At 70.8% G+C, this 18669-nt stretch carries 15 protein-coding genes; 14 read left to right on the forward strand and 1 reads right to left on the reverse strand.

Features of this window, described 5'->3' with window-relative positions:
- The first annotated feature begins 4 nt into the window (after nucleotides 1–4).
- From ACIQI8_RS40215 to ACIQI8_RS40270, 12 genes are all read left to right on the forward strand, one after another.
- On the forward strand, nucleotides 5–1291 hold the full coding sequence (locus ACIQI8_RS40215; RefSeq protein ID WP_402362475.1) for a dihydroorotase: 1287 nt from the start codon (nucleotides 5–7) through the stop codon (nucleotides 1289–1291).
- The gene (locus tag ACIQI8_RS40220; protein WP_402362478.1) at nucleotides 1288–1917 is read left to right on the forward strand and encodes a hypothetical protein; all 630 of its coding nucleotides are present in this window, start codon (nucleotides 1288–1290) and stop codon (nucleotides 1915–1917) included. The genes ACIQI8_RS40215 and ACIQI8_RS40220 overlap by 4 nt, the downstream gene beginning before the upstream one ends.
- A complete protein-coding gene (carA, locus tag ACIQI8_RS40225) occupies nucleotides 1914–3071 on the forward strand; it encodes a glutamine-hydrolyzing carbamoyl-phosphate synthase small subunit (protein ID WP_402362481.1) in 1158 nt (385 codons plus the stop codon). Before ACIQI8_RS40220 ends, carA begins: the two co-directional genes overlap by 4 nt.
- Complete coding sequence (gene carB / locus ACIQI8_RS40230; RefSeq protein ID WP_402362484.1) at nucleotides 3064–6372, forward strand: carbamoyl-phosphate synthase large subunit; 3309 nt, start codon at nucleotides 3064–3066, stop codon at nucleotides 6370–6372. Before carA ends, carB begins: the two co-directional genes overlap by 8 nt.
- Before the next feature lie 50 nt (nucleotides 6373–6422).
- Complete coding sequence (locus tag ACIQI8_RS40235) at nucleotides 6423–7529, forward strand: quinone-dependent dihydroorotate dehydrogenase (protein ID WP_402362487.1); 1107 nt, start codon at nucleotides 6423–6425, stop codon at nucleotides 7527–7529.
- Nucleotides 7526–8371, forward strand: a complete 846-nt coding sequence (gene pyrF, locus ACIQI8_RS40240) for an orotidine-5'-phosphate decarboxylase (protein ID WP_402362490.1) — start codon at nucleotides 7526–7528, stop codon at nucleotides 8369–8371. Before ACIQI8_RS40235 ends, pyrF begins: the two co-directional genes overlap by 4 nt.
- A gap of 310 nt (nucleotides 8372–8681) precedes the next feature.
- Nucleotides 8682–9005, forward strand: a complete 324-nt coding sequence (locus ACIQI8_RS40245) for an integration host factor (protein WP_003977346.1) — start codon at nucleotides 8682–8684, stop codon at nucleotides 9003–9005.
- Between the two features lie 59 nt (nucleotides 9006–9064).
- Nucleotides 9065–9658 (forward strand): guanylate kinase, encoded by a 594-nt coding sequence (gene gmk, locus ACIQI8_RS40250; RefSeq protein ID WP_402362492.1) that lies wholly within the window; start codon nucleotides 9065–9067, stop codon nucleotides 9656–9658.
- Between the two features lie 40 nt (nucleotides 9659–9698).
- Nucleotides 9699–9971: a DNA-directed RNA polymerase subunit omega gene (gene rpoZ, locus ACIQI8_RS40255; RefSeq protein WP_019059732.1), complete on the forward strand. Its 273-nt coding sequence runs from the start codon at nucleotides 9699–9701 to the stop codon at nucleotides 9969–9971.
- 129 nt (nucleotides 9972–10100) lie between these two features.
- Complete coding sequence (gene coaBC / locus ACIQI8_RS40260) at nucleotides 10101–11303, forward strand: bifunctional phosphopantothenoylcysteine decarboxylase/phosphopantothenate--cysteine ligase CoaBC (RefSeq protein ID WP_402362495.1); 1203 nt, start codon at nucleotides 10101–10103, stop codon at nucleotides 11301–11303.
- 239 nt (nucleotides 11304–11542) lie between these two features.
- Complete coding sequence (metK, locus tag ACIQI8_RS40265; protein ID WP_402362498.1) at nucleotides 11543–12751, forward strand: methionine adenosyltransferase; 1209 nt, start codon at nucleotides 11543–11545, stop codon at nucleotides 12749–12751.
- Nucleotides 12752–12864: 113 nt separating this feature from the next.
- A complete protein-coding gene (locus ACIQI8_RS40270; RefSeq protein ID WP_402362501.1) occupies nucleotides 12865–15057 on the forward strand; it encodes a primosomal protein N' in 2193 nt (730 codons plus the stop codon).
- 135 nt (nucleotides 15058–15192) lie between these two features.
- Here ACIQI8_RS40270 and ACIQI8_RS40275 read toward each other — a convergent pair whose 3' ends face one another.
- Entirely contained in the window at nucleotides 15193–15750 is a 558-nt protein-coding gene (locus tag ACIQI8_RS40275; protein WP_402362504.1) for a hypothetical protein, read from the reverse strand.
- A 382-nt stretch (nucleotides 15751–16132) separates the two neighbouring features.
- On the opposite strand from ACIQI8_RS40275, the gene fmt reads away from it, so the two are divergent.
- Together fmt and ACIQI8_RS40285 are read left to right on the forward strand one after the other, a co-directional pair.
- The gene (fmt, locus tag ACIQI8_RS40280; RefSeq protein ID WP_402362506.1) at nucleotides 16133–17065 is read left to right on the forward strand and encodes a methionyl-tRNA formyltransferase; all 933 of its coding nucleotides are present in this window, start codon (nucleotides 16133–16135) and stop codon (nucleotides 17063–17065) included.
- A 133-nt stretch (nucleotides 17066–17198) separates the two neighbouring features.
- On the forward strand, nucleotides 17199–18617 hold the full coding sequence (locus tag ACIQI8_RS40285; protein WP_402362509.1) for an RsmB/NOP family class I SAM-dependent RNA methyltransferase: 1419 nt from the start codon (nucleotides 17199–17201) through the stop codon (nucleotides 18615–18617).
- Nucleotides 18618–18669: the final 52 nt, after the last annotated feature.

An 18669-nucleotide genomic window follows, 5' to 3' on the forward strand; every position in this document is an offset into this window, starting at 1 on the left:
ACCCATGAGCAAGATCCTGATCCGTGGTGCGAAGGTGCTCGGCGGCGAGGCGCAGGACGTCCTGATCGACGGCTCGGTCATCGAGGCCGTCGGCCAAGGGCTGTCCGACGAAGGCGCCGAGGTCGTGGAGGCCGAGGGCAAGGTGCTGCTGCCGGGCCTGGTCGACCTGCACACCCATCTGCGCGAGCCCGGCCGCGAGGACTCCGAGACCGTGCTGACCGGCACGCGTGCGGCGGCCTCCGGCGGCTACACGGCCGTCTTCGCCATGGCCAACACCTTCCCGGTCGCCGACACCGCAGGCGTGGTCGAGCAGGTCTACCGGCTCGGCCAGGAGCACGGCTACTGCGACGTGCAGCCCATCGGAGCCGTCACCGTCGGACTGGAGGGCCGCAAGCTCGCCGAGCTGGGCGCCATGCACGAGTCGGCCGCAGGCGTCACCGTCTTCTCCGACGACGGCAAGTGCGTCGACGACGCCGTGATCATGCGGCGCGCGTTGGAGTACGTGAAGGCCTTCGGCGGGGTCGTCGCCCAGCACGCGCAGGAGCCGCGGCTGACCGAGGGCGCCCAGATGAACGAGGGCGTCGTCTCCGCCGAGCTGGGCCTGGGCGGCTGGCCGGCGGTGGCCGAGGAATCGATCATCGCCCGCGATGTCCTGCTCGCCGAGCACGTCGGCTCCCGCGTCCACATCTGCCACCTCTCGACCGCCGGCTCCGTCGAGATCGTCCGCTGGGCCAAGTCCCGCGGCATCGACGTCACCGCCGAGGTCACCCCGCACCACCTCCTGCTCACCGACGAGCTGGTGCGCAGCTACAACCCGGTCTACAAGGTCAACCCGCCGCTGCGCACCGAGCGGGACGTGCTCGCCCTGCGCGAGGCGCTCGCCGACGGCACGATCGACATCGTCGCCACCGACCACGCCCCGCACCCGCACGAGGACAAGGACTGCGAGTGGGCCGCGGCCGCCATGGGGATGGTGGGCCTGGAGACCGCGTTGTCGGTGGTGCAGGAGACCATGGTGGACACCGGGCTCCTCACCTGGGCCGGGGTGGCCGAGCGCATGTCCGTCAAGCCTGCCGAGATCGGGCGGGCCAAGGGGCACGGCCGTCCCGTCTCGGCTGGTGAGCCCGCCAACCTCACGCTCGTCGACACGGCATACCGTGGGTCGGTGGACCCCGCGGGCTTCGCCTCGCGCAGCCGGAACACGCCGTACGAGGGGCGTGAGCTGCCGGGCCGTGTGACGCATACGTGGCTCCGGGGCAAGGCCACGCTCGTCGACGGGAAGCTCACGTGACATCTGCAACTCTGCTCGCCGCCGCATCGCTCGCCGCCGAGAAGAAGTCGGCCGACGTCACCGACTGGGCCGCCCGGATCGGCTGGCTCGTCGGCCTCGGCCTCTTCGTCGCGCTCGTGTACTGGCTGATGCGCGAGGGCTGGAAGTGGCGCGGCACGCTCCAGGGCGACCTGCCCGAGCTGCCCGCCCGCCCGTCGCCCACCACCACCCTCAACGGAGGCGGCAAGCCGCCACAGCCTGGAATGCCGGACGAACCCGGCCCGGCGAAACTGACCATGAGCGGCCGCTACCACGGCTCCACCACCGCGGGTCAGTGGCTGGACCGCATCGTCGCGCACGGCCTGGGCACCCGCAGCCGGGTCGAGCTGACCCTGACGGACGCGGGCCTGGATGTCGTACGCCCCGGGGCCACCGACTTCTTCATCCCCGCCGAGGCACTGCGCGAGGCCCTGCTCGGCAAGGGCATCGCCGGGAAGGTGCTCAGCGAGGGCGGTCTGCTGATCGTCACCTGGGCGCACGGCGACAAGCTGATCGACTCCGGGTTCCGCTCCGACCACGCGGCGGAGCACGCCGAGTGGGTCGAGACTCTGAACAACATGATCAACAAGACGGAAGGCGCACGATGACGACCTCCATCCAGGGAGCGGCCTCGCAGAGGCACAAGGCAGCTCCCGCCGTACTCGTCCTGGAGGACGGCCGGATCTTCCGCGGCCGTGCCTACGGGGCCGTGGGGGTGACCTTCGGCGAGGCCGTCTTCTCCACCGGGATGACCGGCTACCAGGAGACCCTCACCGACCCGTCGTACGACCGTCAGATCGTCGTCGCGACCGCCCCGCAGATCGGCAACACCGGCTGGAACGACGAGGACGACGAGTCGGCCCGCATCTGGGTCTCCGGCTACGTCGTCCGCGACCCCGCGCGCGTGCCGTCCAACTGGCGGGCCAAGCGCTCCCTGGACGACGAACTCGTCGCACAGGGCGTGGTCGGCATCTCCGGGATCGACACGCGCGCGTTGACCCGCCATCTGCGCGAGCGCGGCTCGATGCGCGCCGGCATCTTCTCCGGCGAGGCGATCGTCCCCGACACCGAACTGGTCGCGCAGGTGCAGGCCCAGCCGCAGATGAAGGGCGCCTCGCTGTACGAGGAGGTCGCCACCAAGGAGGCGTACGTCGTCCCCGCGGTCGGCGAGAAGAAGTTCACCGTCGCCGCCGTCGACCTCGGCATCAAGGGCATGACCCCGCACCGCATGGCCGAGCGTGGCATCGAGGTGCACGTGCTGCCCGCCACCGCGAGCGTGGAGGACGTCTACGCCGTCGAGCCGGACGGTGTGTTCTTCTCCAACGGCCCGGGCGACCCGGCCACCGCCGACGGGCCGGTCGCGCTGATGACCGCCGTCCTGGAGCGCCGTACGCCCCTGTTCGGCATCTGCTTCGGCAACCAGATCCTCGGCCGCGCCCTCGGCTTCGGCACCTACAAGCTCAAGTACGGCCACCGCGGCATCAACCAGCCGGTCCAGGACCGGACGACCGGCAAGGTCGAGGTCACCGCGCACAACCACGGGTTCGCCGTGGACGCGCCGCTCGACCAGGTCAGCGAGACGAAGTTCGGCCGCGCCGAGGTCTCCCACGTCTGCCTGAACGACAACGTCGTGGAGGGGCTCCAGCTGCTCGACCAGCCCGCCTTCTCCGTCCAGTACCACCCAGAAGCGGCGGCGGGCCCGCACGACGCGGCCTACCTGTTCGACCGCTTCACGTCTTTGATGGAGGGCCAGCGTGCCTAAGCGCACCGATATCCAGTCCGTCCTGGTCATCGGCTCCGGCCCGATCGTCATCGGCCAGGCCGCCGAGTTCGACTACTCGGGTACGCAGGCGTGCCGCATCCTGCGCGCCGAGGGCCTGCGCGTCATCCTGGTGAACTCCAACCCGGCGACGATCATGACCGACCCCGAGATCGCCGACGCCACCTACGTCGAGCCGATCACCCCGGAGTTCGTCGAGAAGATCATCGCCAAGGAGCGCCCCGACGCCCTCCTGCCCACCCTGGGCGGTCAGACGGCCCTCAACACGGCCATCTCCCTGCACGAGGCGGGCACGCTCGACAAGTACGGCGTCGAACTGATCGGCGCCAACGTCGAGGCCATCAACAAGGGCGAGGACCGCGACCTCTTCAAGGGCGTCGTCGAGGCCGTCCGCGAGAAGATCGGGCACGGCGAGTCCGCCCGCTCGGTGATCTGCCACTCCATGGACGACGTCCTGAAGGGCGTCGAGACGCTCGGCGGCTACCCGGTCGTCGTGCGCCCCTCCTTCACCATGGGCGGCGCCGGCTCCGGCTTCGCGCACGACGAGGAGGAGCTGCGCCGCATCGCGGGCCAGGGCCTCACGCTCTCGCCGACCACCGAGGTGCTCCTTGAGGAGTCCATCCTCGGCTGGAAGGAGTACGAGCTGGAGCTGATGCGCGACAAGAACGACAACGTCGTGGTCGTCTGCTCCATCGAGAACTTCGACCCCATGGGCGTGCACACCGGCGACTCGATCACCGTCGCCCCGGCGATGACGCTGACCGACCGCGAGTACCAGGTGCTGCGTGACGTGGGCATCGCGATCATCCGCGAGGTCGGCGTCGACACCGGCGGCTGCAACATCCAGTTCGCGATCGACCCCGTCGACGGCCGGGTGATCGTCATCGAGATGAACCCGCGCGTGTCGCGCTCCTCCGCACTCGCCTCCAAGGCGACCGGCTTCCCGATCGCCAAGATCGCCGCCAAGCTCGCCGTCGGCTACACCCTCGACGAGATCCCGAACGACATCACGGGCGAGACCCCGGCCTCCTTCGAGCCGACCCTCGACTACGTGGTCGTGAAGGCCCCGCGCTTCGCCTTCGAGAAGTTCCCTTCGGCGGACTCGACGTTGACGACCACCATGAAGTCGGTCGGCGAGGCCATGGCCATCGGCCGGAACTTCACCGAGGCCTTCCAGAAGGCGCTGCGCTCGCTGGAGAAGAAGGGCAGCCAGTTCACGTTCGTCGGCGAGCCCGGTGACAAGGTCCAGCTCCTGGAGGAGGCCGTACGGCCCACCGACGGGCGGATCAACACCGTCATGCAGGCGATCCGCGCGGGCGCCACCCCGGCGGAGGTCTTCGAGTACACGAAGATCGACCCCTGGTTCGTCGACCAGCTCTTCCTCATCAAGGAGATCGCGGACGAGCTGGCCGCCGCACCCAAGCTCGACCCCGAACTGCTCGCCGAGGCAAAGCGGCACGGCTTCTCCGACCAGCAGATCGGCGAGATCCGCGGCCTGCGCGAGGACGTCGTGCGCGAGGTCCGGCACGCGCTCGGGATCCGTCCGGTCTACAAGACGGTCGACACCTGCGCCGCCGAGTTCGCCGCGAAGACGCCGTACTTCTACTCGTCCTACGACGAGGAGAACGAGGTCGCCCCGCGCGAGAAGCCGGCCGTCATCATCCTGGGCTCCGGGCCCAACCGCATCGGCCAGGGCATCGAGTTCGACTACTCCTGCGTCCACGCCTCCTTCGCGCTGTCCGACGCCGGGTACGAGACCGTGATGGTCAACTGCAACCCGGAGACCGTCTCCACGGACTACGACACCTCCGACCGCCTGTACTTCGAGCCGCTGACGCTTGAGGACGTGCTGGAGATCGTCCACGCGGAGCAGCAGGCGGGACCGATCGCCGGTGTCATCGTGCAGCTCGGCGGCCAGACCCCGCTGGGCCTGGCGCAGGCCCTCAAGGACAACGGTGTGCCGATCGTCGGCACCCCGCCGGAGGCCATCCACGCCGCCGAGGACCGCGGTGCCTTCGGCCAGGTGCTCGCGGAGGCGGGCCTGCCGGCTCCCAAGCACGGCACGGCCACCACGTTCGTCGGCGCCAAGGCCATCGCCGACGAGATCGGCTATCCGGTCCTCGTCCGCCCCTCCTACGTCCTCGGCGGACGCGGCATGGAGATCGTCTACGACGAGACCCGGCTGGAGTCCTACATCGCGGAGTCGACCGAGATCAGCCCCTCCCGGCCGGTCCTGGTCGACCGCTTCCTCGACGACGCCATCGAGATCGACGTCGACGCCCTGTACGACGGCGAGGAGCTCTACCTCGGCGGTGTCATGGAGCACATCGAGGAGGCCGGCATCCACTCCGGCGACTCGGCGTGCGCCCTGCCGCCGATCACCCTGGGCGGCTTCGACATCAAGCGCCTGCGGGCCTCGACGGAGGCCATCGCCAAGGGAGTCGGGGTGCGTGGACTGATCAACATCCAGTTCGCGCTGGCCGGCGACATCCTCTACGTCCTGGAGGCCAACCCGCGCGCGTCCCGCACGGTTCCCTTCACCTCCAAGGCGACCGCGGTACCGCTCGCGAAGGCCGCCGCCCGCATCTCGCTGGGCGCCACCGTCGCCGAGCTGCGCGCGGAGGGGCTGCTGCCGGCCAACGGCGACGGCGGTGAGCTCCCGCTCGACGCGCCGATCTCCGTCAAGGAGGCGGTCATGCCGTGGTCGCGCTTCCGCGACATCCACGGGCGGGGCGTCGACACGGTCCTCGGCCCGGAGATGCGCTCCACCGGCGAGGTCATGGGCATCGACTCCGTCTTCGGCACGGCGTACGCCAAGTCGCAGGCGGGCGCCTACGGTCCACTGCCGACCAAGGGCCGCGCCTTCATCTCGGTCGCCAACCGCGACAAGCGCTCGATGATCTTCCCCGCGCGTGAACTGGTCGCGCACGGCTTCGAGTTGCTCGCCACCTCCGGCACGGCCGAGGTCCTCAAGCGCAACGGCATCAACGCCACGATCGTGCGCAAGCAGTCCGAGGGCACCGGCCCAGGCGGCGAGAAGACGATCGTCCAGCTCATCCACGACGGCGACGTCGACCTCATCGTCAACACCCCGTACGGCACCGGCGGCCGCCTGGACGGCTACGAGATCCGTACGGCGGCCGTGGCGCGGTCGGTCCCCTGCCTGACGACGGTCCAGGCGCTCGCCGCCGCCGTCCAGGGCATCGACGCCCTCAATCACGGTGACGTGGGCGTCCGTTCGCTCCAGGAACACGCCGAACACCTGACCGCGGCCCGCGACTAGCAGCCCGAGGGGGACACCGGAAACGGTGTCCCCCTCTTCATGAGGACACCATGTACAAGATCTTCTTCAATCTCGTCTTCAAACGGATGGACCCGGAGCAGGCCCACCACCTCGCCTTCCGCTGGATCCGCCTCGCCGTCCGCGTCCCGGTGCTGCGCACCTTCGTCGCCGCCGCGCTCGCGCCCCGCCACAAGGAACTGCGCACCGAGGCCTTCGGGCTGCGCATGCACGGCCCCTTCGGGCTCGCGGCCGGCTTCGACAAGAACGCGGTCGCCGTCGACGGCATGACGATGCTCGGCTTCGACCACGTCGAGATCGGCACGGTCACGGGGGAGGCGCAGCCCGGCAACCCCAAGAAGCGGCTGTTCCGCCTCGTACCGGACCGCGCGCTCATCAACCGCATGGGCTTCAACAACGAGGGCTCGCTGGCCGTGGCGGCCCGTCTGGCGGCCCGTGAGCCGGTCTTCAGGACCGTCGTGGGCGTCAACATCGGCAAGACGAAGGTCGTACCGGAGACGGAGGCCGTCGGCGACTACGTCAAGTCGACCGAGCGTCTGGCGCCGTACGCCGACTACCTGGTCGTGAACGTCTCCTCGCCCAACACGCCCGGGCTGCGCAACCTCCAGGCCACCGAGGCGCTGCGCCCGCTGCTGAGCGCCGTGCGCGAGGCCGCCGACCGTACGGTCACCGTCCGCCGTGTCCCGCTCCTGGTGAAGATCGCGCCCGACCTCGCCGACGAGGACGTGGACGCCGTCGCCGACCTGGCCGTCGAACTCGGCCTGGACGGGATCATCGCCACCAACACCACCATCGCGCGCGAGGGCCTCGGTTTGAAATCCGAACCCGAGCTGGTCAAAGAGACCGGCGGCCTGTCCGGCGCTCCGCTGAAGGCACGCTCCCTGGAGGTGCTGCGCCGCCTCTACGCGCGCGTGGGCGACCGCATCACCCTGGTGGGCGTCGGCGGTGTCGAGAACGCGGAGGACGTCTGGCAGCGCATCCTGGCGGGCGCCACGCTGGTACAGGGCTACAGCGCGTTCATTTACGAAGGTCCCTTCTGGGGCCGCGCCCTCCACAAGGGCCTCGCCGCGCGCCTGCGCACGAGCCCGTACGCCACCCTCGCCGACGCGGTCGGCGCCGACGTGAGGAAGTCAGTATGAGCGTTCTCGAACCCTTCGGTGCGCGACTGCGCCGGTCCATGGACGAGCGCGGACCGCTGTGCGTGGGCATCGACCCGCATGCGTCCCTGCTCGCCGAGTGGGGCCTCAACGACGATGTGGCGGGCCTGGAGCGGTTCAGCCGCACGGTCGTCGAGGCGCTGTCCGAGCGGGTCGCCGTCTTCAAGCCGCAGAGCGCCTTCTTCGAGCGCTTCGGATCGCGGGGCGTCGCCGTCCTGGAGAAGACGGTGGAGGAGGCGCGGGCGGCCGGCGCGCTCGTCGTCATGGACGCCAAGCGCGGCGACATCGGCTCGACCATGGCCGCGTACGCCGAGGCCTTCCTGCGCAAGGACTCCCCGCTGTTCTCGGACGCGCTGACCGTGTCGCCGTATCTCGGCTACGGGTCGCTCTCGCCGGCGATCGAGCTGGCGCGCGAGAGCGGCGCGGGCCTGTTCGTGCTCGCGCTGACCTCCAACCCGGAGGGCGGCGAGGTGCAGCACGCGGTCCGCGCGGACGGGCAGGACGTCGGAGCGACGATGCTGGCCCACCTCGCGGCGGAGAACGCCGGGGAGGAGCCGCTGGGTTCCTTCGGCGCCGTCGTCGGCGCCACGCTGGGCGACCTGTCGTCGTACGACCTGGAGATCAACGGTCCGTTGCTCGCTCCGGGTGTGGGTGCGCAGGGGGCCACGCCCGCCGACCTTCCCGGGGTGTTCGGGGCCGCGCTGTCCAACGTCGTCCCGAACGTCAGCCGGGCAGTACTGCGGCACGGACCCGACACGAGCGCGCTGCGGGAGTCCGCGGATCGCTTCGCCGAGGAGATCAGGGTCACACTCACGGCCGTATGAGGCTTTCGCGACGGTCGTCGCGGGCGTTCGACCTGGTCGTCGGAGTCCTCCGATGAGTGGCTCGACGGCGGTCCGGGAAGCGCTTGAGCCTGAATACATCCTCAAATCCAGGGCACTATGTCCTAAATGTCCGGCCTGGCGGAGGCTGACCAGGACTTTTCCGCTGTTCTCGCTGACTCTGGCGTACTTGGCCGCTAGTCTCCGAGCAGAGTTAACGGGCAAGCGTGTTGCTCGTAGCTCCCCAGGTGTGGGGCGACTAGGTTCCTCACCGGTCCGTATCCGACAGTTCGACATCCGAGGTGACGTAGGCGTGGCTCTTCCGCCCCTTACCCCTGAACAGCGCGCAGCCGCGCTCGAAAAGGCCGCCGCGGCTCGCCGGGAGCGGGCCGAGGTCAAGAATCGACTCAAGCACTCCGGCGCCTCCCTGCACGAGGTCATCAAGCAGGGCCAGGAGAACGACGTCATCGGCAAGATGAAGGTCTCCGCGCTGCTCGAGTCGCTGCCCGGCGTGGGCAAGGTCCGCGCCAAGCAGATCATGGAGCGACTCGGCATCTCCGAGAGCCGCCGAGTGCGTGGTCTCGGCTCCAACCAGATCGCTTCCCTGGAGCGTGAGTTCGGCAGCACCGGCTCCTGAGTCCCGATCGCTGAGACGGGGAGTCCCGGGCAGTCCGGGATTGCTGGAATAATCGCTGCATGGCTGCAACATTCCGGGGGACGACCCCCGAGCCCCCGGACGTACGTCCGCGGCTGACCGTGCTCTCCGGCCCCTCTGGGGTCGGCAAGAGCACGGTCGTCGCCCATATGCGCAAGGAACACGACGAGGCCTGGCTCTCGGTGTCGGCGACGACCCGCAAGCCCCGCCCCGGCGAGAAGCACGGCGTCCACTACTTCTTCGTCACCGACGAGGAGATGGACAAGCTGATCGCCAACGGTGAGTTGCTGGAGTGGGCCGAGTTCGCCGGCAATCGCTACGGCACACCGCGTGCGGCCGTGCTGGAACATCTCGAGTCCGGCGTACCGGTCCTGCTGGAGATCGACCTCCAGGGGGCCCGGCAGGTCCGCGAGTCCATGGCGGACGCGCTGCTGGTGTTCCTGGCTCCCCCCTCCTGGGAGGAGCTGGTGCGCCGGCTCACCGGACGGGGCACCGAACCGCCCGACGTGATCGAGCGCCGTCTGGAGGCCGCGAAGGTCGAGCTGGCCGCCGAGCCGGAGTTCGACGTGACCCTTGTCAACACCTCCGTCGAGGACGTAGCACGCGAGCTGCTAGCCTTGATGGAAGTTGTGTGATCGTTTTTCCGATCTCATCCCATCTTTCGGAAGGCAGAGCGTGTCCTCTTCCATCACCGCTCCCGAGGGCATCATCAACCCTCCGATCGACGAGCTCCTCGAGGCCACCGACTCGAAGTACAGCCTCGTGATCTACGCCGCCAAGCGCGCCCGTCAGATCAACGCGTACTACTCGCAGCTCGGCGAGGGCCTCCTCGAGTACGTCGGTCCGCTCGTCGACACCCACGTCCACGAGAAGCCGCTCTCCATCGCCCTGCGCGAGATCAACGCGGGTCTGCTGACGTCCGAGGCCGTCGAGGGCCCCGCGACCTGAGACCCGTACGACATCTGCGGATAGTCGTATCCGCAGATTGCGACAGCTTTGTCCACAGGCCCGGCAGCGCGACTGTCGGGCCTGTGGTGTGTCATGGGGTTGTACGGTTTCCGAGCTCGGGGAGAGACGGTGGACAAGCCGAAGGTCGTGCTGGGGGTCAGCGGTGGCATCGCGGCGTACAAGGCGTGCGAGCTGCTGCGCAGACTGACGGAGTCGGGTCATGACGTCCGTGTCGTGCCCACCGCCTCCGCACTGCACTTCGTCGGCGCCGCCACCTGGTCCGCGCTGTCCGGGCACCCGGTCTCGACCGAGGTGTGGGACGACGTCCACGAGGTTCCGCACGTGCGCATCGGCCAGGGCGCCGATCTGGTCGTCGTGGCTCCCGCGACGGCGGACATGCTCGCCAAGGCGGCCCACGGCCTCGCCGACGACCTGCTCACCAACACCCTCCTCACCGCCCGCTGTCCGGTCGTCTTCGCACCCGCGATGCACACGGAGATGTGGGAGCACGCGGCCACCCAGGAGAACGTGGCGACGCTGCGCCGCCGCGGCGCCGTCGTCATCGAACCGGCGGTCGGCCGGCTCACCGGCGTCGACACCGGCAAGGGACGGCTGCCCGACCCCGCCGAGATCTTCGAGGTCTGCCGCCGCGTGCTGGCCCGCGGAGTCACCGAGCCGGATTTCGCAGGCAAGCACGTCGTCGTCAGCGCCGGTGGTACTCGCGAGCCCCTCGACCCGGTGCGCTTCCTTGGTAACCGCTCCTCCGGCAAGCAGGGTTACGCCCTCGCCCGCACCGCCGCCGCGCGCGGCGCCCGCGTCACGCTCGTCGCCGCGAACACCGGACTGCCGCACCCCGCGGGCGTGGACGTCGTCCCGGTCGGCACGGCGGTGCAACTGCGGGAGGCGGTCCTGAAGGCGGCCGCGGACGCCGACGCCGTCGTCATGGCCGCGGCCGTCGCCGACTTCCGCCCGGCTGCGTATGCGGCCGGGAAGATCAAGAAGAAGGACGATCACGACCCCGAGCCGATCGTCCTCGTACGGAATCCGGACATCCTCGCGGAGATCTCCGCCGACCGCGCCCGCGCCGGGCAGGTGATCGTCGGCTTCGCCGCCGAGACCGACGACGTGCTGGCCAACGGACGCGCCAAGCTGGCGCGCAAGGGCTGCGATCTGCTGGTGGTGAACGAGGTGGGGGAGCGCAAGACGTTCGGCTCCGAGGAGAACGAGGCCGTGGTGCTGGGCGCCGACGGCAGCGAGACCTTTGTGCCGCACGGCCCGAAGGAGGCCCTGGCCGAAATCGTCTGGGACCTGGTGGCACCGCGCCTTCGCTGAATGTTTCATTCGTCTCTCAGTCATCTCAAACCTCAACGACGAGGCGTGGCGACTCTGGCCAAGGCCGCTGGGTATTGGGCAGAATGCGCGTGCCGCAGGTCACAGCACTCCCGAGGCGCGAGACAGGGGGGCCGGTGGCCGAGCGCGACCGATAAACTGTTCTCGGACGATGCCGGGCGCAGCCTCCGAGCCCGTCCGCCAATGATCAGCCAGCAGCCGCTGCAACCCCAGGGAGCGTTGTGTCCCGTCGCCTGTTCACCTCGGAGTCCGTCACCGAGGGCCACCCCGACAAGATCGCTGACCAGATCAGCGACACCATTCTCGACGCGCTTCTGCGCGAGGACCCGACGTCCCGCGTCGCCGTCGAGACGCTGATCACGACCGGCCTGGTGCACGTGGCCGGCGAGGTCACCACCAAGACCTACGCGGACATCGCGACCCTCGTCCGCGGCAAGATCCTCGAGATCGGCTACGACTCGTCCAAGAAGGGCTTCGACGGCGCCTCCTGCGGCGTCTCGGTCTCCATCGGCGCGCAGTCCCCGGACATCGCGCAGGGCGTGGACACGGCCTACGAGAACCGGGTCGAGGGCGACGAGGACGAGCTCGACCGCCAGGGCGCGGGCGACCAGGGCCTGATGTTCGGCTACGCGACGGACGAGACGCCGACGCTGATGCCGCTCCCGATCTTCCTGGCGCACCGCCTGGCCAAGCGCCTCTCCGAGGTCCGCAAGAACGGGACCATCCCCTACCTGCGCCCCGACGGCAAGACACAGGTCACCATCGAGTACGACGGCGACAAGGCCGTCCGCCTCGACACGGTGGTCGTCTCCTCGCAGCACGCCTCCGACATCGACCTCGAGTCGCTGCTCGCGCCCGACATCCGCGAGTTCGTGGTGGAGCCGGAGCTGAAGGCGCTGCTGGACGAGGGCATCAAGCTGGACACCGACGGCTACCGCCTCCTGGTGAACCCCACCGGCCGCTTCGAGATCGGCGGCCCGATGGGCGACGCCGGCCTCACCGGCCGCAAGATCATCATCGACACCTACGGCGGCATGGCCCGCCACGGCGGCGGGGCCTTCTCGGGCAAGGACCCGTCCAAGGTCGACCGCTCCGCCGCGTACGCCATGCGCTGGGTCGCGAAGAACGTCGTCGCCGCGGGCCTCGCCTCCCGCTGCGAGGTCCAGGTCGCCTACGCCATCGGCAAGGCCGAGCCGGTCGGTCTCTTCGTCGAGACCTTCGGCACCGCCAAGGTCGACACCGACAAGATCGAGAAGGCCATCGACGAGGTCTTCGACCTGCGCCCGGCCGCGATCATCCGCGACCTCGACCTGCTCCGCCCGATCTACGCCCAGACGGCGGCGTACGGCCACTTCGGCCGCGAGCTCCCCGAGTTCACCTGGGAGAAGACGGACCGCGTGGACGCGCTGCGGAAGGCGGCGGGGCTGTAGGTCCCGCGGCACCCTTTCGAGGCCCGGTTTCCTTCGGGGAGCCGGGCCTCGGCGCGTTCCGGTCGGGGGCGGCCGGTCCGCCGATGTCAGTGCGGTTTGGTAAGAATGCAAGCGTGAGCAGCGAAGACGGGCAGGGGGGCGGCGGGGCCGAGGGGGCGCCGCCTGAGCAGCTTGCGTTGATTCGGGAGAGTGTGCGGAAGGCGGAGGTGCCGCGGGCCAAGCCGCGGACCTGGCGGGGGGCCGCGCTGGCCGAGGAGCTGCCGGTCGCGCGGGTGCTGGTCGACAAGGGGGTGCTGCATCTTGATCGGTACTTCGACTACGCGGTGCCGGAGGAGCTTGACGCCGACGCGCAGCCCGGAGTGCGGGTGCGAGTGCGGTTCGGGGCCGGGCGGCATCGCGTGCGGGACGGGCGGCGTGAGGGCGGCGGGCTGATCGACGGGTTCCTCGTCGAGCGGCTTGCCGAGTCCGATTACTCGGGACCTCTTGCCGCGCTGGCCCAGGTCGTCTCGCCTGAGCGGGTGTTGAGCGCGGAGTTGCTAGGGCTCGCTCGGGCTGTCGCCGATCGGTATGCGGGGAGTCTTGCCGATGTGCTGCAACTCGCCGTGCCGCCGCGCAGTGCGCGGGCCGAGCAGCGGCCGTCTCCCGAGCCGTTGCCGCCGCCTTCCGCGCCGGAGGCGGGCAGCTGGGGGCGGTACGAGCAAGGGGCCGCGTTCGTGGCTGCGCTCGCCTCGGGGGGTGCGCCGCGGGCCGTGTGGAACGCGTTGCCCGGACCCGAGTGGAGCGACGAGCTGGCGCGGGCCGTGGCGGCGACCCTCGCGTCCGGGCGAGGGGCACTTGTGGTGCTGCCCGATGGACGGGCCGTCGCCCGGGTCGACGCCGCGCTGACCGCGCTGCTGGGCGAGGGACGGCACGCGGTGCTCACTGCCGACGCCGGGCCCGAGAAGCGGTACCGGGAGTGGCTGGCGGTGCGGCGGGGGGCCGTACGGGCGGTGGTGGGGACGCGTGCCGCCATGTTCGCGCCGGTTCAGGATCTCGGGCTGGTCGCCATTTGGGATGACGGGGACGACAGCCACAGCGAGTTGCACGCGCCTCAGCCGCACGCGCGTGAGGTGTTGTTGCTGCGGGCCGCTCAGGACAAGTGCGCTTTTCTGCTGGGCAGTTGGAGTTGCACCGTGGAGGCCGCCCAGCTGGTCGAGAGCGGATGGGCGCGGCCCGTGGTCGCCGGGCGGGAACAGGTGCGGGCGGCCGCGCCGCTCGTGCGGACCGTCGGGGACGGGGATCTGGCGCGCGACGAGGCCGCGCGGGCCGCTCGCCTGCCGACCCTCGCTTGGCAGGCCGTCAAAGAGGGGCTGCGGCACGGGCCCGTGCTGGTCCAGGTGCCCCGGCGCGGGTACGTGCCCCGGATGGCCTGCGCCAACTGCCGTGCGCCCGCGCGCTGTCGGCACTGCGCCGGGCCGCTGGAGGGGCAGGAGTCGGGGGCCGCGCTGCGGTGCGGGTGGTGTGGTCGGGACGAGAACGCCTGGCACTGTGCCGAGTGCGGTGGGTTTCGGTTGCGGGCTCAGGTGGTGGGGGCCCGGAGGACCGCTGAGGAGTTGGGGCGGGCCTTTCCCGCCGTGCCCGTGCGGACCTCGGGGCGCGAGCATGTGCTGGACACCGTGCCGGGCGCTCCCGCGCTGGTCGTCAGCACCCCCGGGGCCGAGCCGGTCGCCGAGGGCGGCTACGCGGCGGCACTGCTGCTGGACGGTTGGGCCATGCTCGGGCGGCCCGATCTGCGGGCCGGCGAGGACGCGTTGCGGCGGTGGATCGCGGCCGCCGCGTTGGTGCGGCCGCAGGGGGTTGGGGGCGCGCAGGGCGGCGGCACTGTGGTCGTCGTCGCCGAGCCGACCTTGCGGCCGGTGCAGGCGCTGGTGCGGTGGGACCCCGTCGGGCATGCGGTGCGGGAGCTTGCCGAGCGGGCCGAGCTGGGATTTCCGCCGGTTTCGCGGATGGCCGCGGTCACGGGGAGCGCGGAGGCCGTCGCGGAGTTTCTGCGTACGGCTGAACTGCCGCGGGAGGCGGAGCTGTTGGGGCCCGTTCCGGTGCCGGGCGCTGCCGCTGGGCGTCCGCGGCGGGTCGGGGCGCCGCCGGTGGGGGAGCACTGGGAGCGGATGTTGATCAGGGTGCCGCCCGGGAGTGGGGCGGCTTTGGCGGCCGCGTTGAAGACCGCGCAGGCTGCGCGGATGGCTCGGGGGAGTGGGAGCGGGAGTGGTGGGGGCGGTGGGGATTCTGTGGTGCGGGTGAGGGTTGATCCGCCGGATATTGGGTGACGGGGAGGGGCGAGGGGGTGGGGGCGCCGGGGGAGTTCATTTGCATGCGTCTGCCGTCCCCGTGGTGCGTCTGCACTCCCCGGGCATGCGTCTGCCCTCCCGGGGAGTTCCGGGAGGGCAGGAGATAGACGTGGGTCAGCCGTTGCGCGGGCCGGGGAAGGCCGTGGGTCTGGCCTCGTCGCGCAGGACCGGCTCGCGCAGGACCGGGCTGCCCGCCGTCGGCTGGGTCGGCATCGAGCGGGCCGCGGGGACCGTCGGCACGGTGGGGATACCGGTGTTGACGCTCACCGGGCGGGCTCCCGCCGCCTCCGTGGTGCGCTCGGCCTCGGCGGCGGCCTGCGTCGCGGCGCGGCGCGCGCCGTAACGGCGGTGCACCGCCTGCTTCGTGACGCCCAGCGCGGAACCCACCGCGTCCCACGAGAAGCCGAGGGAGCGGTCGAAGTCGACGGCGGCCGTGACCAGGGTCTCGACGCTGTCCCGCAGCTCCTGCGCGAGGCGGACCGTGGGGGCGGGGGCACGGCCGTAGACGACGAAGCCCGTGGAGGGGCCGGAGCGGCGCGGGCGGTAGACGTTGCCCAACTGGGCGGTGAGCGTGCGCAACGCGTCCACCTGCCGGCGGACCCGCTCGATGTCCCGCACCAGCAAGTGCAGGCTGGCCCGAGCCTGGGCGTCGTGGGTTGCGTGGTCGGCCATGAACAAGCCTCTCGAACCGGCGTGAAAATGATCGGGCCGCGTGGTAGGCGGCCCGTTGTGGTCAACTCTTTCTTGACCAACGCGGGATCGCTCCGCGGGTCACGCAATGGGGGCGTGTGGGCATATGCGTACGCCCCTGGGGGTGGGTTTACGCCTCGGCCTTCGGCCATCGGGCGATCCTTCGCCCACCCGCGCACCACCCGTTTCCAGTTGGGCAAGAGGCGGGGGTCGCCTGAGGGGGCAGCGCCATTGGCGGCTGATCCGCCGTGGGCACCTGGCCTCGCCCCCTCGTCATAGACTGGGGTGTTGATCCGCCGTTCCTTCCTCCGTCCCGTCCCGTCCCGTCCCCGCCCGTCCCCGTCCGAGAGGCCCCCATCCACCCATGAAGCTTGTCTTCGCCGGTACGCCCGAGGTTGCCGTTCCCGCTCTGGACGCTCTTATCGCCTCCGGGCGACACGACGTGGCCGCCGTTGTCACGCGGCCCGACGCGCCGGCCGGGCGGGGGCGCAGGCTGGTGGCGTCACCCGTGGCGGAGCGGGCCGTGGAGGCCGGCATCGAGGTGTTGAAGCCGGGGAAGCCCCGGGACCCGGAGTTCCTGGAGCGGCTGCGGGAGATCGCGCCGGACTGCTGTCCCGTCGTCGCCTACGGCGCCCTGCTGCCCCGCGTCGCCCTCGACATCCCCGCCCACGGCTGGGTCAACCTGCACTTCTCGCTGCTGCCCGCCTGGCGCGGGGCCGCGCCCGTGCAGCACTCCATCATGGCGGGCGACGAGATCACCGGAGCCTCCACCTTCCTGATCGAGGAAGGCCTCGACTCCGGGCCCGTCTACGGCACCGTCACCGAGGAGATCCGGCCCACCGACACCAGCGGTGACCTGCTGACCCGGCTCGCCTTCGCCGGCTCCGGGCTGCTCGCCGCGACCATGGACGGCATCGAGGACGGCACCCTGAAGGCGGTACCGCAGCCCTCGGACGGCATCACCCTCGCGCCGAAGATCACCGTCGAGGACGCGGAGATCGACTGGGCCGCGCCGGCGCTCCGCGTGGACCGGGTCGTGCGCGGGTGCACGCCGGCGCCCGGTGCCTGGACCACCTTCCGCAACGAACGGCTCAAGTTGATCCAGGTGGCTCCGGCGACCGATCGGACCGACCTGGTGCCCGGGCAGCTCGACGTCGGCAAGAACAGCGTCCATGTCGGTTCCGGCTCGTACGCCGTCGAGCTGTTGTGGGTGCAGGCCCAGGGCAAGAAGCCGATGCGGGCGGCGGACTGGGCGCGTGGTGTGCGGATCTCCGACGAGGAGCGGCTCGGCCGGTAGCCGACGGCCACCAGCCCGACCATGACCGTCCGCCTGCGGTCGTAGGGTCAAGAATGTCCCGTCGACGTACCCTTGGTGCGTATCCCGCGCGCTGTCGTCGCGCTCTCGTCCTGATGTCCGGAGCACCTTTTTCGTGAGCGACACCTCCCGTCGGCCCCGTCCCAGCGGCAAGCCCTACCGGCGGCCCAAGAAGGACCCCGTCCGCATGATCGCCTTCGAGGCGTTGAGGGCGGTGGACGAGCGGGACGCCTACGCGAATCTCGTACTGCCGCCCTTGCTGCGCAAGGCGCGGGAGAAGGGGGACTTCGACGCGCGGGACGCGGCACTCGCGACCGAGCTGGTGTACGGGACGCTGCGGCGGCAGGGGACGTATGACGCCATCATCGCGGCTTGTGTCGACCGGCCGTTGCGTGAAGTCGATCCGCCTGTGCTCGATGTGCTGAGTCTCGGGACCCATCAGTTGCTGGGGACGCGGATTCCTACGCATGCCGCCGTGTCCGCGTCCGTCGAGCTCGCTCGGGTCGTGCTGGGGGACGGGCGGGCGAAGTTCGTGAACGCCGTGCTGCGGAAGGTCTCGCAGGACGACCTCGACGGGTGGCTCGCCAAGGTCGCGCCGCCCTATGACGATGATCCGGAGGATCATCTCTCCGTCGTGCACTCCCACCCTCGCTGGGTCGTCTCCGCGTTGTGGGACTCGCTGGGCGGCGGGCGGGCCGGGATCGAGGAGTTGCTGACGGCCGACAACGAGCGGCCCGAGGTGACCCTCGTCGCGCGGCCCGGTCGGTCCACCGTCGAGGAACTGCTCGGTGAGGAGGCCGCCGTGGCCGGGCGCTGGTCGCCGTATGCCGTGCGGTTGTCCGAGGGCGGTGAGCCGGGGGCCGTCGAGGCCGTGCGGGACGGTCGGGCCGGTGTGCAGGACGAGGGCAGCCAGCTCGTGGCCATCGCCCTCGCCAACGCCCCGCTGGACGGTCCCGACGAGAAGTGGCTCGACGGGTGTGCCGGGCCCGGTGGCAAGGCCGCGTTGTTGGGGGCTCTCGCCGCCGAGCGCGGCGCCATGTTGCTCGCCGCCGAGAAGCAGCCGCACCGGGCCGGGCTCGTGGCCAAGGCGCTGGCCGGGAACCCGGGGCCGTATCAGGTGATCGCCGCCGACGGGACGCGGCCGCCGTGGCAGCCCGGCTCCTTCGACCGCGTGCTGATGGACGTGCCCTGCACGGGACTTGGCGCTCTGCGGCGGCGGCCCGAGGCGCGCTGGCGGCGCCGTCCTGACGATCTCGAAGGGTTCGCGCCGCTCCAGCGCGCCCTGCTGCACACCGCACTGGAGTCCGTACGGGTCGGTGGTGTCGTCGGTTACGCGACCTGCTCGCCGCACCTCGCAGAGACCAGGGCCGTCGTGGACGACGCGCTCAAGCAGTGGCCGGACGCCGAACTGATCGACGCCCGCCCGCTGTTGCCCGGCGTACCGGACCTCGGCGACGGTCCCGACGTACAGCTGTGGCCGCATCTGCACGGGACCGACGCCATGTATCTGGCGCTCATCCGGCGGACCGGCTGAGCGTCGGCTGTCCGGCCCCTGCTCCACTGAGCGCCGGACAGCCCACGATCCC

It is taken from the genome of Streptomyces sp. NPDC092369 (assembly GCF_044755245.1).
Classification (GTDB): domain Bacteria; phylum Actinomycetota; class Actinomycetes; order Streptomycetales; family Streptomycetaceae; genus Streptomyces.